Origin of the sequence: Streptomyces sp. NPDC008150, from assembly GCF_042956945.1 — a bacterium.
Taxonomy (GTDB): Bacteria; Actinomycetota; Actinomycetes; order Streptomycetales; family Streptomycetaceae; genus Streptomyces.
Map to the genome: position 1 here is coordinate 21,686 of NZ_JBIBHJ010000017.1, position 16,843 is coordinate 38,528.

The 16,843-nt window shown below is 71.6% G+C and carries 11 protein-coding genes; 3 read left to right on the forward strand and 8 right to left on the reverse strand.

The window, feature by feature from the left end; all coding sequences use genetic code 11:
- Positions 1-84 precede the first annotated feature (84 nt).
- The 5 genes from ACFZA0_RS32245 to ACFZA0_RS32265 form a co-directional block, all read right to left on the reverse strand.
- Positions 85-807: a hypothetical protein gene (locus ACFZA0_RS32245; protein ID WP_391023541.1), complete on the reverse strand. Its 723-nt coding sequence runs from the start codon at positions 805-807 to the stop codon at positions 85-87.
- Positions 808-972: 165 nt separating this feature from the next.
- Positions 973-1,818, reverse strand: coding sequence for a PIG-L family deacetylase (locus ACFZA0_RS32250; protein WP_391023543.1), 846 nt, complete (start codon positions 1,816-1,818; stop codon positions 973-975).
- A gap of 210 nt (positions 1,819-2,028) precedes the next feature.
- Positions 2,029-3,843, reverse strand: a complete 1,815-nt coding sequence (locus ACFZA0_RS32255; RefSeq protein WP_391023545.1) for an adenylyl cyclase — start codon at positions 3,841-3,843, stop codon at positions 2,029-2,031.
- 219 nt (positions 3,844-4,062) lie between these two features.
- Positions 4,063-5,721, reverse strand: a complete 1,659-nt coding sequence (locus ACFZA0_RS32260) for a beta-1,3-glucanase family protein (protein ID WP_391023547.1) — start codon at positions 5,719-5,721, stop codon at positions 4,063-4,065.
- Positions 5,722-6,022: 301 nt separating this feature from the next.
- Entirely contained in the window at positions 6,023-6,931 is a 909-nt protein-coding gene (locus ACFZA0_RS32265; protein ID WP_391023549.1) for a hypothetical protein, read from the reverse strand.
- 438 nt (positions 6,932-7,369) lie between these two features.
- On the opposite strand from ACFZA0_RS32265, the gene ACFZA0_RS32270 reads away from it, so the two are divergent.
- Both ACFZA0_RS32270 and ACFZA0_RS32275 read left to right on the forward strand, forming a co-directional pair.
- The gene (locus ACFZA0_RS32270; protein WP_391023550.1) at positions 7,370-9,067 is read left to right on the forward strand and encodes a stealth conserved region 3 domain-containing protein; all 1,698 of its coding nucleotides are present in this window, start codon (positions 7,370-7,372) and stop codon (positions 9,065-9,067) included.
- Positions 9,068-9,081: 14 nt separating this feature from the next.
- The gene (locus tag ACFZA0_RS32275; RefSeq protein WP_391023552.1) at positions 9,082-10,863 is read left to right on the forward strand and encodes a stealth conserved region 3 domain-containing protein; all 1,782 of its coding nucleotides are present in this window, start codon (positions 9,082-9,084) and stop codon (positions 10,861-10,863) included.
- A gap of 99 nt (positions 10,864-10,962) precedes the next feature.
- Here ACFZA0_RS32275 and ACFZA0_RS32280 read toward each other — a convergent pair whose 3' ends face one another.
- The 3 genes from ACFZA0_RS32280 to ACFZA0_RS32290 form a co-directional block, all read right to left on the reverse strand.
- Positions 10,963-12,174 carry an FAD-dependent oxidoreductase gene (locus ACFZA0_RS32280; protein ID WP_391023554.1) on the reverse strand — a complete coding sequence of 404 codons (1,212 nt, stop codon included), beginning with the start codon at positions 12,172-12,174 and terminating at the stop codon, positions 10,963-10,965.
- Positions 12,175-12,308: 134 nt separating this feature from the next.
- Complete coding sequence (locus ACFZA0_RS32285) at positions 12,309-13,307, reverse strand: sigma-70 family RNA polymerase sigma factor (RefSeq protein ID WP_391023556.1); 999 nt, start codon at positions 13,305-13,307, stop codon at positions 12,309-12,311.
- Between the two features lie 316 nt (positions 13,308-13,623).
- Entirely contained in the window at positions 13,624-15,366 is a 1,743-nt protein-coding gene (locus ACFZA0_RS32290) for an RICIN domain-containing protein (protein ID WP_391023558.1), read from the reverse strand.
- A gap of 575 nt (positions 15,367-15,941) precedes the next feature.
- Here ACFZA0_RS32290 and ACFZA0_RS32295 point away from each other — a divergent pair.
- On the forward strand, positions 15,942-16,700 hold the full coding sequence (locus tag ACFZA0_RS32295) for a UTRA domain-containing protein (RefSeq protein ID WP_391023560.1): 759 nt from the start codon (positions 15,942-15,944) through the stop codon (positions 16,698-16,700).
- Positions 16,701-16,843: the final 143 nt, after the last annotated feature.

Genomic DNA, 16,843 nt, shown 5'->3' on the forward strand with positions numbered 1-16,843 from the left:
ACGGACCGGCGCCCCGTCACGGAGACGGGGCGCCGGTCGGCAGGCCGGGCGGCTGCGCACAACTCGGCGCCGCCTGGCGGGTGTTCAGCGGGTCGGCGCGGCCGGCACGGTCTCCGCCGCGGTGCGCGGGGCGGGGTGGAAGTCGGGGTTCGTGACGCACCCGAGGTTCTTGTAGATGTTCACGTTGGTGTCCGGGTCCTGTCCGGCCCAGTGGTACTGGCAGGCGCCCTCGATGTACCGGCCCTTCACCCCGCCGAGGAAGTCGATCTCCTTGTTCCAGAGGTACTGCGACTGGATGCCCGTCATCCGCGCGGTGGCGTTGACGTCGATCCCGCCCGGCGCCTGGATCGCGTACACCCAGCCGTCCTTGCCGCCGCCGGTGGCGAAGCCCTGGGCCACCCAGCGGTCGCAGGTCGTGCTCACGTGGGCGGAGTTCTGACCGCCGCCTCCGACGATCCACTTCGCCAGCGGCGTGACGTCCGTCCCCAGCGGCGTGAAGCCGCTGCGGAAGATCGCCCGCGGGTCGGGCCGGGTGTCGCCGCGCCACAGCGTGTTGACGTCGTGGCGCCAGTACCAGCCCTCGCGCACCGCGGTCAGGTCGACCTGCGACTCCAGGGAGCGGTTCGTGGTCGTCTGCGCCCACTCCTCCGACCGGTAGCCGCCCGTGGGGCCGCAGGGGCCGGTGTCCCGGATCTGCTCCGGGGTGCCGGGGAACGGGTCCGTCGTGGCGCTCGCCGACGGGGCTACGGACAGGGACGCGACGGCGAAGGCGGCAGCGGAGGCGATCCGCAGCGCGGTCTTGAACATGATCGGGTCAGCCCTCTTTCAGTCGGCTATCAGGCCTCCGTTCCCTAACCCCGACTCGTCCCGGCCGCACACGGCGGCCGCCCCGGTCACCCCTCGGCCGCACCCGGTCCACCCGACCGGCTCAGCCCCGCGCCCGCCGCGGCGGCCCTCGGCGCGGGCCGGCCCTCAGCGCAGGCCGGCGAAGAGGTCGTTCTCGGGCAGCGCGGCGCCCGTGGTGTCCCGGACACGCAGGAAGGTCTCCACGCCCATCAGCTCGGTGAACTTCTCCAGGCCCATCCTGAGGAAGAAGATGTTCTCCCCCTGGCTGGCGTGCGCGGCCAGCGCGTCGAACTTCCGCCGGCCGAACGCGGTCGTGTCCACCCAGGTGGTGACCTGGTCGTCGGGCACGCCGATCTCGGGCAGGGCGGCGTCCTCGGCCGGCTCCTGCTCCGACTCCGGTCCGGCCGCGCCGAACTCCTGCATGGCCTCCCCGAACCGCCGCATCATCGAGTGGGGCGCCGTCGTCCAGTAGACCTTGGGTGTCCGCGTCCCCGACTCCGCCTCCAGCGCGGCCATCGTGACGCGGTGGGCCTGGATGTGGTCGGGGTGCCCGTAGAAGCCGTTCTCGTCGTAGGTGACCACGACGTCGGGCTCGTAGCGCCGCAGGAGTTCCGCGATGCGGGCGGCCCCCTGCTCCACGGGGGTCTGCCAGAAGGAGCCGGGAGCGTCGTTGGTGGGCCAGCCCATCATCCCGGAGTCGGCGTAGTCCAGCGTCTCCAGGTGGCTGATCCCCAGCACCTCGCAGCTCGCCTTGAGCTCCTGGCGCCGCATCGCCGCGACGGCCGCGGGGTCGTGTCCGGGATCGCCCGGCTTGACGCCTCCCGGTCCGTCGCCGCAACCACCGTCCGTACAGGTGACGAGGACCGTGCGGATGCCCTCCGCGGCGTACTTGGCGAGGACCCCTCCCGTTCCGGTGGCCTCGTCGTCGGGGTGGGCGTGTACCGCCATGAGCGTCAACGGCCGCTCGTTCATAGGGACATTCCTCCTGGTGCGCGACTGCCTCGGAAGGGCTCGCGCGCCCACCGGGCGCGCGAGCCGCAGCCCCCAGTATCCGACGCGGACCACGGGCCGCTCCGCCGACCCGCTCGGGCCCGGCGACCCCGCGGCGCCTTCCGTGACAACGCGCCGGGGCGGCACGGCCGTTGACTGCCCGGCCGCACCGCCCCGGTCCCTCGTGGTTCGTCAGACCACGGCCGTTCCGTTGGAGTACGACTTCATGAAGTACGTGGCGAAGCCGTTCTGCACCGGGTCGCCGCTGTTGTCGACGCAGTGCAGGATGCCGCCGCCGCCCGCGCCGTTGAGGCAGACCGTCATCACGTCGGTGAGGACGACCCCGGGGGTGTCCGGGACCTCGTAGGCGCGGTCGGTGTAGATGTCCGCGTTCAGGTTGAAGAAGCAGTAGCTGCCCAGGCCCCACGCACGGTGGCTGCGCACGCCGTCGGCGACCTTGTAGGCCGCGTAGCCGAGGGTGGAGCCGTGCCGCCAGGCCGACTGGGTCGGCACGTCGTAGGGGTGCTCGTTCTGGAAGAAGTACGTGCTGCCGTGCTCGCCCTTCCACAGCACCTCGTACTCCTGGTAGTGCTCGACGGCGAGCGCGTACGCGGTGACGTGGTCGCCGTTGACGAGGACGCCGGTGCCCGCCGGGTTGACCGACCAGCCGACGGTGCCGTCGAGGCCGTGGTCGGCGCGCCAGAGCCAGATGTTGTCGAGGATCACGTCGTCGCTGTCGATCCGGACACTGACCTCGGCACCGCCGGCCAGCGCGCCGCCGATGCGGGCGTAGACGTCGAACAGCGCGGTCGGGTCGGTGCTGTGCCGCCGTCCGCCATGGCTGTCGCCGACGCGCAGCAGGACGGGGGTGTTCTTCGAGGCGGCCTCGAAGAGCACGCCGGCGACGGTGACGCCGGCGACGTCCGCCACGTCCAGCACGGTGTTGCCGCGCGTGGAGCGCAGGGTGGCCAGGCCGAGCCCCAGGACGACCGTGCCGGCGCGGTTCACGCGCAGCGGCGCCGCGATGTCGTAGATGCCCGGGGTGAACAGGAGGTGCTTGCCCTGGGCGAGCGCCCGGTTGAGGACGGTGGCGGAGTCGCCGGGCCGGGCCACGTGGAATCGGGACAGCGGGACGTTGCGGCCGCGGGCGGGGCCGTGGGCCCACGTCGTGCCGGTGCTGTTGGTGCGCAGCGCGGGCACGAACACCTGGTAGGAGCCGTGCCGGTCCACGGTGAGGAACGGCTTCTCCCGGATCACGGGGGTGCGTTCCACGGTGGTGTACGGCGGGGTCGGGAAGGACTGCGCGGGCGCGCCCTCGACGCCGACGAAGACCATGTTCCAGTTGGAGCCCGTCCAGCTGCCGAAGGTGTCGTTGCGGGACAGCCACTGCTGCTGGGAGCCCGACTCGACCTGGCCGTCGACCACGCTGTCGGCGAGGAAGCCGCCGCTGGACCACTGGTTGCCGGGCGGGCTCGGCCACAGGGTCATGTCGCCCTTGATGTGCACGCGGCGCATCGGTCCTGCCTGGGCGACCGCCCAGCGCTGCAGGCCGTCGGGCGGGACGATGGTCAGGTTCTCGGCGGAGCGCCAGAAGTTCTGCGTGCCGTTGCCGTCGAGCCACTGCGCGTCGACGGTGACGTGTCCGTTGATCACCACGTCCGACGGGCTCGCGCCGAGGCCGAGGACGTGCGTGTAGAAGCCGACGTTGATGTCGACGTGGTAGGTGCCCGGCAGGAAGGCCAGGGCGTAGCGCTCGTCGCCGAACTGGTTGGACTGCTGGGTGGCGAAGACGGCGTCGACCTTGGCCTGGATCGCGGCGTCGCCCATGGACGGGTCGAAGACCAGGACGTTCGGGCCGAGACCGGCGGTGGTGCCGCCGCCCTTGCCGTGTGTGCCGGGGGCGGGGGCCGACGCGAACGCCGGGCCTGCGCCGAGGCCGCCGATCAGCGGCACCGCGGCGACGGCCGCCCCGCGCAGCACACCGCGACGAGAGGGAATGGTGGACACGGCTCTCCCTGCAAAGTGATGGATGGAACGGAACCGCTGGCCGGCCCCTGTCGCTGAGAGCGCTCTCAGCCACGAAGTGAATCACCGCCGATGTGCAGCGTCAATGAGCCTGCACGAAGCGGAAGTTGGGCCTGCCGGCGGAACCGGTGTACCGGTGCGGAGCCCGTACGGAAGCACGTTCCTCGCGGAAATCCGCGCCGAAGTGCCGCCCGCCGGGCGCTACTTGGTGAAGGTGAACCAGTTGATGTTGGCGAAGTCGGAGGTGCTGCCGGAGAAGACCAGGTACACGTCGTGGACCCCGGTGGCGGAGGCGGTGATGTTGGCGGGCACGCTCTGCCAGTTCTGCCAGCCGCCGTTGTTGCCGAAGTCGATCTCCGCGATCTTCGTCCCCGAGGTGCTGTCGAGCCGCACCTGGATCGCACCGCTGACGCCGGCGGCCGCACCCGAGGCGAGGCGGGCGACGAACTGCGCCGGGGAGGCCGAACCGAAGTCCAGCGACGCGTACTTGAGCCAGTCGCCGTTCGCGATGTACCCGACGTCGCTGCCGCCGCCGGTGTCGGAGCAGCTCTCGGTGGTGGTGCCGCTCTGCGCCGCGTAGGACTCGGCCTGGACGGTGGCGTAGGCGCTGGTGGACCCCGTGCCCGTGCCCGTCCCCGTGCCGGAACCCGCCCCCGCGCCCAGGGAGATGGTCCACGAGGTGGGGGCGCCGTCCTGGATGTGGCCGTCGACGGGCGCGGACCCGGTGGGGCCGACGTCGTCGTACGGGAAGGCGTACCCGATGCTGGCGTACTTGTGGACCAGCCGGGCGTAGTGGTTGGTGATCGCGTCCTGGTAGTAGCCGGACGGCGCGACGCCGTCGGGCTGGTTGTTGCCGCCCGCGACCAGCAAGGAGCTGCGGTTGAGGGCGGCGGCGAGACGTGCCGCGATCGCGCCGCGGGCGTCGCCGCCCGAGTTGTAGAGCGGGCCGGAGGCGCAGCCGAAGATGTCGACGGCGCTGGGCTTGGTGAACGCCACCCCGTTGGTGTTGAGGCCGGAGAAGACGATGGCGTTTCCGGAGACGGTCCCGGTGTAGGAGCCGATGCTGCCCTGGCCGTTGATCGTCAGCGGGGTGGAGGCGTAGTGGCTCCAGACCCGGTTCAGGTAGTCGTTCCAGTACCCGCCGAAGTCGACGGGCGCGTGCGAGGGCGACAGGACGCGCAGGATCCCGCCGGAGGAGTCGGAGATCACCAGCTTGTCCCAGGGCGCGCCGTCCGCGGCGTGCTGGGTCTGCAGTCCGGAGGCGATCGAGGCGAGGGCACCGGAGGGCAGGGGGCTGACCGTCTGGTTGCCCGAACTGCCGGTGCTGGACATGGAGACCGGCAGGCCCACCATGTCGACGTAGGAGATGTTGGCGTACAGATTGGCGCTGTTGAACGTGAACTCGCAGAACGTCCAGTTGGTGGCCCAGTTGGGGTCGGAGCTGACGAGCGCCGGCTGGACCACGCCGGGCACGGTGCCCGGGTTGACGAAGAACTGGAGCTTCTTGCCGATCGAGAACCAGACGCGGCCGCCGATGACGTAACCGGCCATGTTGACCTTGGTGGGCGCCGAGCCGGAGGCGCCCAGCGGGATGGCGTAGTCGGCGATCGGCGTGACGGCCGAGGACGGGTTCGGCAGCCGGTTCAGCGCGCCGTTCGCTGAGACGAAGACGGGCCAACCGGTGCTGTCCGTACCGGAGATGTACGCGTAGACGGTGTTGGAACCGGAGTTGTTGGCGAGTGACACCGGCAGCGTGGCGCTCGCGGCGCTCGCGGTTCCGGCGAACGGGGACAGGGGGGAAAGGGCAGCGGCGGCGGTGGTGACGCCGGCCGCGGCGAGGAAGGAGCGTCGGGAAACCACAGGCCCTCCCAGAGGGGGTGATGTTCCGTCAACGAGTCGACGGCATGGGGGTGTTGTGCGCTGTGGGGATCTGAGCGGTCGTGACGCTATTGGACTGGACCAATCCGGTCAAGGGCTGCGGAACGACTACTTCCCGTGCGCGCGCGGGGCGGATCCGCACACGGTGACACTGCCTGTGAGCTGCCCATGAGCGGGGCGCCCGCGTCGGCGCCGGGTCGCGCGCGGTGTGCGGCCCACGGCGGACCGGCACGCACGGGTCGGCCGGGAGGGCGGCACGGACCGCCGGAGGTGCCTCAGCCGTTCACTGGCCGTCGGACCGGCGGGGCAGCCGGGTGAAGCGCTTGAGTCCCCGCCGCGTCGGCTTGAGGGGCTTGTCCTCGGGGGCGACGGGCTGTTCGGGTCCGGCGGTCACGGCGGGAACCTCCGGCGGGGCCACGGGCCGGCTGCCCCGGTCGAGCCGGGTGCGCACCGACTGGGCGAGGACCTGGTGGTACGGCTCCGCGACCAGGCCCTCGGCCGCCAGCCGCTCCCACATGTGCAGCAACTCCCCGCCTCGGATGGCCACTTGCGGTCCCTCCGGAAGCCGCTGCCACGCAGCGGTGGCGCGGGCCACCTCGGGCGCCGCCCGGTTCAGGTCGTTGCGGCAGCGAATGCGCGCGACGGTCAGCGCCAGGACGGTGGCGATCATGTAGTCGCCGCGCAGGTACGCGAGGTACGCCTCGATCGCCCGCGCCTCCAGGGAGAGTTCGTCCTCGGTGCCGCGGCGCAGGGTGAGGTGTTCGCGCAGGGCGCTGGCGAGGACGAACGCGGCGTGCAGTTCCTCGCGTTGTGCGTGCTCCATGATGCGCTCGACGCGGGCGAGCGGCGGGAACGCCTGCTCCTCCTCGGCGATGCGCCGGCGCCCGGGAGGCAGGTCCTCGTCGTCGGCGATGGTCCGGCTGGAGCCGTCGGGGTAGACGCGGACGCGCGCGATCTGCTGCGCGGTGCGGTCGATGACGGTCGCCGCCACCGGGGCCCCCAGCGTGCGGGCGAACATGGCGACCGCGTCCAGGACCGCCTCGTTCGGCGGCCGCGTGCCTCCCATTTGCAGCAGATGACCGTTGAGCACCGTCGACCCGTCCTCGGCCACGTAGGCGTCCAGACGTACGAGCGGCGCGACGCTGAGCGCGGGCAGGTGCCCCTCGTTGCGGGGGGTCAGCGAGTGGGTCATCTGCTCAGACTCCAGGCCGGACGACGCCGAGAACGGGCGTGGAGGCGACGGGCGTGGTCACGGTCACGTCTCCGGATGGCGGGGTGTGATGCATCTGTCCTGTTCCAGTCCGTCCATGTCGGTCTGTCCGTTCCGGACGCGCGTCCCCGCGTGCGTGACATCAGGATAGTGGATCTCCCGACCGCCGTTACGGGCAGGGGCCGAGCGGGGCGACACATCGTCACAAAACGCGGGGACAGCGGGACTTGGAGCCCTACCTCGCGGTAGCCGCGCGGCCACCCTGCGGCGCGAAGGTCACGCGCGGCCCCTCCCCTCATTAAAAACGGGTTAATTCTCGTACAACCTTTGCCCACGGCCGTCGGTCTACTCGGCGTCGGGTTGGTTGGGGATCCTCACGAAGGAGTACAGCGCGTGACCGTGCGTTCTTTTGCCCGCCGGATGGGACCGAGGGTAGAGCGAAAGGCCGTCGAGCGGGTCTGGCAGTTGCGCACCATGCGCCGCCGACGCCGGGCAGCGGTCACGGATCCGGTGCTCCGCCCGGTCAAGGTGCGCGGCCAGGGACTCTACGGGCGGGTCGTGGACAGGTTCACCGCCGCCGAGGCGGCAGCCGCCAACCTCGACCTGGTCGTCGCGGCGCTGGAACGGGAGAGCATCCCGTACTTCCTCGTCGGCTCCCGCACGCGTCACGTCCTCGGGGTGAACGTCGTCGACCGGGAGCGCTTCCTCGACGCCCTGGAGGAACAGAACGCGGGGAAGGCGGTGTTCATCGGCAGGCCACTGCCCGGCGGGAAACTCAAGCACCCCGCGATGTTCCTCGACGGTGCGCTGCCGGCCCCCCTGCGGACCGCCCCCGTACTGCGCGTGGGCGAGAACCACCTCGGCCCCGCGGGCCAGCTCCTGGCCGGTCCGGAACTCGCCTGTGACGTGGAGTTCTGGCAGGACGGGGCGCAGCTCCTGCAGTCCCCCGACGGCCCCCGGCGCCTGGCCGAGATACAGCCGCAGGCCTCGGCCGACGTCTTCGCCGAGTCCCTGATCGCGCCGCGCAACAACGGCGTCACCGACGTGCTGCCCGCGGCCGAGCAGCAGCCCGTGACCGTGCGGATCGGCGAGCGGGAGCTGCCGGGCTTCGCCGCCCTGGTCCTGCCGACGGTGAACGAGGTGACGTTCCCCGTCGACGTCGTCTACACCTGGGTGGACGGCGAGGAGCCCGCGATGCGCGCGAAGCGCGCCCGCCACCAGGAACGCGGCACGGCCGAGATCCTGGACAAGGAGACCAACGCCTCCCGCTACACCAGCCACGACGAACTGAAGTACTCCCTGCGGTCGTTGGCCATGTACGCCGACTTCGTCCGGCACATCTACATCGTGACGGACGGTCAGAAACCGCACTGGCTCGACGAGTCGGCCCCCGGCATCACGGTCGTCGACCACCGTGACATCTTCCCGGCGGACGTGCTGCCGGTGTTCAACTCGCACGCGATCGAGACCCGGCTGCACCACATTCCCGGCCTCTCCGACCAGTACCTCTACTTCAACGACGACGTCTTCGTCGGGCGCCGGATCACCCCGGAGCTCTTCTTCCACGGCAGCGGCCTGATGAAGATCCCGGTGTCCCCGCTGAAGATCGGCGTCGGCAAGCCGCACGCCGAGGAGACGGCCACCAACTCCGCCAGCAAGAACGTGCGGCAGCTGCTCCTGGAAAAGTTCGGGCGGATGACGACGAACAACTTCATGCACACCCCGCTCCCCCAGCAGCGCGAAACGCTGCGGACGCTGGAGGAGTTGTTCGCCGACGACGTCCGGCGCACCACCGCCTCGCGGTTCCGCTCCCCGTCGGACATCGCCATGACGGCCCCGCTGCTGTACCAGTACGCGCTGATGACCGGCAGCGGCGTGCCGGGCAGGTTCAGCTTCCGGTACGTGAACATCAGCCGCCCGGACGCCGAGCGGCGTCTGGCGGACCTGCGCAACAACCGGCGTTTCGACTTCTTCTGCCTCAACGACGTCGACGTACCCGCCGAGGAGCGGGAGCAGGTCCACCTGCGCATGAACGAGTTCCTGGAGAACTACTTCCCGTTCCCCAGCCCCTACGAGAACACCGCGCCGTTCACGCGCCCCGGCGAGGACAGGGGCTGACGGGGGTGCCCGCCATGGATATCCGCCACCGCCTCGCGCGGAACCCGGGCGCGCGGGCCCTGCGCCGCCCGACCGCGCGCCTGCGCCTGTGGCTGTCGGCCCTGCTCTGGGCCCTGTGCGCCGCCCCCGCCCGGCGGCGTCTGCGCAGCGACGTCCCCGGGCTGCGCAGGATCACCGCCGGACACCTGCGGCTGTACGGCCGCACGGTCGCCGGTTTCACCGCGGCCGACGCCCTCGCGGCGGACCTCGGCTCGGTGTGCGCCCTGCTGGAGACGGCCGGGGTGCCGTACTTCCTGGTGCCGACCGAGCCGGGCGCCGGGACGGCACGGAAGGTGGTCGGTGTCGAGGAGACGTACCGCGAGGTGGTGCTCGTCCGGGCCGCTCAGCGGTTCGCCCGCACCGCGGGGTACGTCGGCGCGGTGGGCCCGGACGGCACCGTGACCCGCGCCGCGCTGTGGGCCGACGGCCGGCTGCCGCGCGCGCTGCGGCGGGCGGCGGTGCTGCGTACCGGGGTGGTGCGCCTCGGCCCCTCCACACAGGTGCTCAACGGGCTGGAGTCGGGCTGCGACATCGAGTTCTGGCGGCAGGGCCGCGACCTCGGCGCCTCCGCCGCCGATCCGTCCTGGCTCACCGTGCCGGGTGCCCGGTTGCCGGACGTCTTCGGCACCGCACTCGTCGCCCCGCGCCGCAACGGGGTGTCGGAGGTACTGCCGGTGTCGGCGCGCCGACCGGTGACGACGGCCTGCGCCGGGCGGAAGGTGCCGACCTTCGAGCCGTTCGCCGAACCCGGCATCGACGACGTGCTGTTCCCCGTGGACGCCGTGTACACGTGGGTCGACGGCGACGACCCGGAACTGGCCGCGAAGCGCCGTGCCCACCAGGCGCTCTCGAACAGCACCATCGCGCCTCGCGAGACGGGCGCCTCCCGCTACACGAGCCATGACGAACTGCGTTACGCGCTAAGGTCGTTGGAGACGTACGCCGGGTTCGTGCGCAACGTCTACCTGGTGACCGACTCGCAGATCCCCTCCTGGCTGGACCCGGAGGCGGAGGGCCTGACCGTGGTGGACCACCGGGACATCCTTCCGGCCGACGCGCTGCCCGTGTTCAACTCGCACGCCATAGAGAGCCGGTTGCACCACATCCCCGGGCTGTCCGAGCACTACCTCTACTTCAACGACGACGTGTTCATCAACCGGCCGGTGCGGGCGGAGCACTTCTTCCACGGCAACGGCATCGCGCGGATACCGCTGTCGCCGCTGAAGCTCGGCGCGGGTGACCCGCACCCGCTGGAACCGGCACCGAACTCCGCGGGCAAGAACAGCCGCGAGGTGATCCGGCGGTACCACGGCCGTCAGACCAGCCACAAGTCGCTCCACACCCCGCACCCCCAACTCCTGTCGGTGATGCGGGAGATGGAGACACTGAGCATCGAGGAGCTGGAACGGACGTCGTACTCGCGCTTCCGCTCCACCTCCGACGTCGCCCCCGCCTCCACGCTCCACCACCACTGGGCGATCGCGACGGGCCGGGCCGTGCCCGCCGACTACCTCTTCCGGTACGTGCAGTTGGGCACCCCCGACATGGCACGGCGGCTGGCACGCCTCGCGGCCGGTGAGGACGTCGACTTCTTCTGCCTGAACGACGTCGACACCGACCCGGCGGACCGGGCCGCGGCGCAGTCCGCCATCAGGGCGTTCCTGGAGCGCAAGTACCCCTTCCCCAGCCGCTTCGAGCGGGTACCCGGGGGCATGTCGTCCCGGGTGTCCGCCCACGCGGTCCAGCACGCCGACTGACACCGGCCCGCCCCGGGGCGCGGAGCCGCGGCGCCCTCCGGGCAGTCCGGCGACCGCCCGGCCCGCACGGCCTGCGTGAGCCGGGCGCTCCCGGCTTTCTCAAGCCGTGGCGCGGGCGGGCGTCTCCGTCGCGTTCCGGTCGGGTGTCGCCCGGCGCCGGCGGACCGGAACGGCCAGGGTGGGGTTGGCGACGCCCCAGGCCGCACCCTTGCAGACCAGCTCCTTGTAGCGGGCCGCGAGGCGGCCGGTGAGGGCGTGGTCCACCGACCGGTCGTCGGCGGTGACGAACTGGATCAGGCCGTCCTTGCGGCCGAGCGAGACGCACTGGTTGTAGTAGCGGAGGGAAGGGTCCGGCAGCTCGCCCCCGGTCAGGCGGGCCGCGATGGCGTCGGCGGCCTGCCAGGCCATGGGAACCCCCGAGGCGCAGGACATGCGCAGCGGCTTGTCACCCGCGCCCAGGGCGTGGCCCGCGTCGCCGATGGCGTACACGTCCGGGTGGGAGACCGAGCGCATCGTCGCGTCGACCGCGATCCGGCCCGTGTCCGCGAGTTCGAGGCCGGTGGACTCCGCCAGCGGGTGCACCGCGAAGCCCGTGGTCCAGACGGTGACGGCGGCCGCGACGCTCCGGCCGTCCGCGGTCGTGATGCGGTCCTCCTCGACCGCCGTCACGGCCGCGTTCTCGTGCACCGTGATGCCGAGCCTGCCGACGACCTTGCGCAGGTGCGCACGGCCCTTGGCGGACAGCCAGTCGCCCAGTTCGCCGCGCGTGACGATCGCGACGCCGAGCTCCGGGCGGGCCTCGGCCACCTCCGTGGCGAACTCCACGCCGGTCAGGCCGCCGCCCACCACGGTCACCGTCGCACCCGCGGCGAGCTGCGCCAGGCGCTCCCGCAGCCGGAGCGCGCCGGGGCGGCTCGCGATCTGGTGGGCGTGCTCGGCGAAACCGGTGACCCCGTTGTCGCTCTGGCTGCTGCCGAGGGCGTAGACGAGGGTGTCGTACTCCAGTTCCGCCGAGCCGTCCCCGCTCTCGACGGCGACCGTCCTGCGGTCCACGTCGAGCGCCGTCACGCGGGCGAGCCTCAGCTCGACCCCCGTCCCCGCGAACATCTCGCGCAGGGGGCGCGGCTTCAGCTCCTGGCCCACGGCCAGTTGGTGCATCCGGACCCGCTCGACGAAATCGGGTTCGGCGTTGACCAGGGTGATGGCGACGTCGTCGCGGTGCAGTCGCCTGGCGAGCCGGCCCGCGGCGATCGCTCCGGAGTAGCCGGCGCCGAGGACGACGATGCGGTGCTGCGTGTTCCGGTGCTGCATGATCCTGCTCCTGTCTGCGCGGTCCGGCGCCCCGTGGCCCGGTCACGTCCCTTGAACCGGACGGCCCGCTGATTCCTGACAGACAGGAGTGTGACCTGCGTCACATGATGGACGGCGTCGCCCGCACCCGGCGTTCAGAGCGCCTGGGCCACCACCGGAGAGCCGAAGTCGCCCGCCGTCCAGTGCCTCGTCGCGCGCTCCAGCTTGTCCGGGTTGACCTGGCTGCGCACCGCCGCGACCCCGTCGCCCGTCCACTCCAGGCAGATGACGCCGATGACGCGCCCGTCGACCACCGCGACGACCGCGGGACCGCCGTTCGCGGTGGTGGCGTAGAGGTCGGGCGAGCCGCCGAGCAGGTCGCGCTTGGCCGGCGCCGGCTTGAACAGGCCGCGAATGAACTTCGCGACCGCGACGGCGCCCTCGAACGCGCTGCTGCGGGCCGGAACCTTGCCGCCGCCGTCGCCGACCGCGATCGCGTCCGAGGTGAGCAGCCTGATCAACGGCTGGGTCTCACCGCTGGTCGCCGCCGCGAGGAACTCCTCGACGATCCGGCGCGCGGCCGCCCTGCCGGTCTCCTGCGTGTCGCCGGAAAGGACCTCGCCGCCACCGGCACCTTCGCCGAACGCCGCCTCCGCCCTGCCCAGGGCGACGTGCTTCTTCGCGCGGTGGAAGATCTGCTGGCTGGACGCCTCGCTGATGTTAAGGATCTCGGCGATCTCGCGATGCGAGTGGGCGAACGCCTCGCGCAGCACGTACACCGCGCGCTCGTTGGGCGAGAGCCGCTCCAGGAGGATCAGCACCGCGTACGACACGGACTCGCGCTGCTCGGCCGTTTCGGCCGGGCCCAGCATGGGGTCCCCTTCGAGCAGCGGCTCGGGCAGCCACTGGCCGACGTAGGTCTCGCGGCGGGCACGGGCGGAGGTGAGCTGGTTGAGGCAGAGGTTGGTGAGCACCTTGGTCAGCCACGCCTCGGGCACCTCGATGTGCCCGGTGTCGGCGGCCTGCCAGCGGAGGTACGTCTCCTGCACGGCGTCCTCGGCCTCGCTCGCCGAGCCCAGCATGCGGTAGGCGACGGCCTGGAGACGGGGCCTGGCAGTCTCGAACCGGTCCACGTCGCTCAGGGTCGGAGGCATGCCGGGATCCTAATACGGACCGGGAACCGGCTCCCCGTCCGCCCCGGCCGCGTGTCGCCGACGACGAGACGCACCCCGGCAGCCGATCCGGGCCTCACAACTCTCGGCCCGGACAGCACAGTTGTCGGGTCCGGCATCGGTCGACACGCTCGGGACGCGGGGTCGGGCCATGGGGCACGGCGGAGACCGTCGCGAACGTCCGCGGCGGACGGGGGCGGTGCGGCCCGTCCCCGTCCGCCGCGGACATCGAGGCGGTGCGGAGGAGTTCCTTCGTGCCACGGGCCGCCGGATGCGGCCCCGGAACTCCCCTGCCGCGTCAGGGAGTGACGCGGATGCCGCCGAAGGTCACCGCGAGGGTGCCGTCCGAGGCGAAGGACCAGCCGAGGGCGCCCGAGTAGGACGAGCACCGGGAGCCGTTGGTGCCGGTCCAGAACTGGTTCGAGCTGTCGACGTCACCGACGGTCTTGTCGTTGGAGCCGTCGACCGCGAAGCGGCAGGAGGTGTTGGTGCGGAACACCGAAGTCCCCTCGTCGAACGAGAAGTTGCGCTCGGCGTTGTCGATGCTCGCGTTGTTGGAGATCGTCATCGACCCGGGATTGCTGTTGTAGGTGAAGCCGTGGTGGCCGTTCTTGTAGGCGATGTCGTGCCGGACCACGTGGTTGACCGCGATGTCCTCGCCGCCGAGCTTGTAGCCGTTGCGGTCGCCCGAGTCGTTCACGGTGCCGTCGCTGAGGGTGCCGTTGTTGTAGGACAGGGAGTACTCGACGGTCACCGGGCCGATGGCACCCGTGTCGGTCTTGGTGTACAGGTCCCAGCCGTCGTCGATGTTGTTGTGGGAGACGTCGTAGCGGAAGACGTTCCCGGTGCCGGTGGTCAGCTTCGCGGCGAAGCCGTCGGCGTCCTCACCGTCGGAGTCGGCGTTGTCGTGCGACTCGGAGCTGACGATCAGGTTGTTGGCCGGCCACTGGGACGACGCGGTGGTGGAGGCGATCCGGCCGAGCTGGAGTCCGGTGTCGTGGTTGTAGGCGGTGACGACCCGCTCGACGACGTTGTTGCTGCCGCCGACGTAGATGCCGTTGTCACCGGCGTGCTGGACGGTCAGGCCGTACAGGCGCCAGTAGTTGGCGAAGAGTTGGATGCCGCGGTTCGCCGGGTCCTCGCTCTGGCCGGTGAAGTTCAGCACCGGCGTCTCGCCCGGGTAGGCGGAGAGCGTGGTGCGCGCGGCGGAGGTGCCGTCCCGGCCCGCCGGGATGGTGACCGTCGAGGAGTAGGTGTACGCGCCGCCGCGCATGTAGATGGTGCCACCGGCGGCGACCCGGCCGAGCGCCGAGGCGAGCGTCGTCGGGGCGGCCTGGGTGCCCGCGGCACTGTCCGTACCGGTCGGCGCCACGTAGATGGCCCCGGAGGCGGGCGGGGTGGTCGTCGTGGGCGTCGGGGTCGGCGTGGGTGTCGGAGTCGGGGTCGGGGTGGTGCCCGTCCCGCTCGCGGCGGTGAGCTTCCACAGCTTGGTGGTGACGCTGTCGCAGGAGTTGGTCTGGACGAGGGCGCCCGCCGCCGTCGAATTGTCCTTGGTGTTGGCGCACTTGCCCCCGTTGGCGTTGACCAACTGGTAGGCGCTGCCCGAGGCGGTCACCGCCCAGGTCTGGCTGGACGCGCCGGTGCAGGCCTGTTGCTGGATGGGCGCGCCCGCGTTGGTGCGGGCGTCGGCGACGCCCACGCACAGCCCGCTGGACAGCGACGTGATCGTGTAGCCGCCGCTGACCGCGGTCAGGGTCCACTTCTGGTTGTCGCCGCCCGCGCAGCCGCTCTGGTCGAGCTGCGTGCCGGTGCTCTTGCTGGAGCCGGGCACGTCCAGGCAGAGCGAACTGCCCGCGTTGGCGAGGGTGTACGTCCCGTTGCTGACGGCGGCCGCGGCGCTGGCCGGCCCGGCGGGCGCGAAGGCCAGCCAGGCGGCGGCCGCGGTTGCCACCGCGGTGCCGGCGGCCGCGACGGCCGTGCGATTGCGGGTTCTGGCGTACGTGGGCGCGTCGCCCGTCTGCCGAGGGTCTGCTGCGCTCATGGTGCGACTCCGTTTCGTCGGTGCGGCTCGGACCCCCTGTGGGGTGCGGACCCGTTGGCGCGCTGCTGCGGCGTTGCGGGCGTGCGTGCGGCGGGACCCGGAGGTGAGACCGCTCGGCTGCGGCGCGCAGAGCGGCTGTGCCACCGCGGGCACAGGGGTCGTTCGGCTCAACTGGCCTCCGGCGTCGGACAGTTGAAGTAAGCGCTTTCTGTCGAGGAGGGTAGAGGGGCACTTCGGGCGCGGCAAGAGTTTGGCGCCCCATGGAATGGCAACGTCCGTTCATGGACATGACTCGGTCGAGCGTCGACGCACCTCCCGGAGGGTGGCGCTTCGCGGACCTCGCCCCTACGGTCTAGGGCAGTAGAGCCCAGGAGGCCAGGGACGACATGGCAGGGTGACGCCCCATCGGGTCGACTGTCCGGCGTTCACAGCAGGACATGTTGTTCAGGTAAGAGAACGTCAGGGCGACGAAACGGGCCGGCGCGCCTCGACGCACGCGGGAACCGGACGCGAGCCGGGCCGCGCGCCCGAACCTGATTTCCGGCGCCGTCACCCCGTCTGGGACGATCGCTCCCGTGGACCACTCGAACGACCTGGACCCTGGCGCCCCCGTCCGCTCCGGCATCCCGGAGCACGGCCGCATCCCGAAGTACTACGCGGTGAAGGCGCACATCGCCCGGCTCGTCGACGAGTTGGGCGAGGGCGGGCTCCTGCCCACCGAACGGGATCTGTCGGAGAGGTACGAGGTCGCCCGCGAGACGGTGCGGCAGGCGCTCCGCGAGCTGCTGCTCGAAGGGAGGCTCCGGCGGCAGGGGCGCGGCACGGTCGTCGCGGGCCCCAAGCTGGAACAGCCGCTCTCGCTGGCGAGCTACACCGAGGGCGTCCGGCGCCAGGGGCGCACCCCCGGCCGGTCCCTCATCTCCCTGGAACGGTTCCCCTGCCCGGAGGCGCTGGCCGCCGAGGCGGGACTGGAACGGGGCGAGCCGGTCTGGCACCTGGAGCGGGTGCTCCTCGCGGACGACGAGCGGATGGGGCTGGAGAGTACCTACGTGGCGGTGGGCCGGGTCCCGGACCTCGACCGGGACTTCGATCCCGACTCCTCGTTCTACGCGTACCTCCGCGAGCGGCTCGGCATCCCGTTCGGCGACGCGGACGAGCGGATCGAGACCGTACTGGCCACCCCGCGCGAGGCCCTGCTGATCGGGACGCCGCCCGCGCTGCCGATGCTGCTGATCCACCGGATCTCCCGGGACACCTCGGGACGCCCGCTGGAACGGGTCCGGACGCTGTACCGGGGGGACCGGTTCTCGTTCACCGCCCACCTCGGCAGCTGAGCCGCCCGGCGGCCGGGCGGCCCCACGGGCCGGCGAACCGGTGGCAGAACCCCGCTTTGATCACGGAAAGATAACGAGTCTAGCCCAAACGTGATGGCTGGTTCACCATCTGGTTGTTGTTCGGACCCTTGCGATTTCCCCGC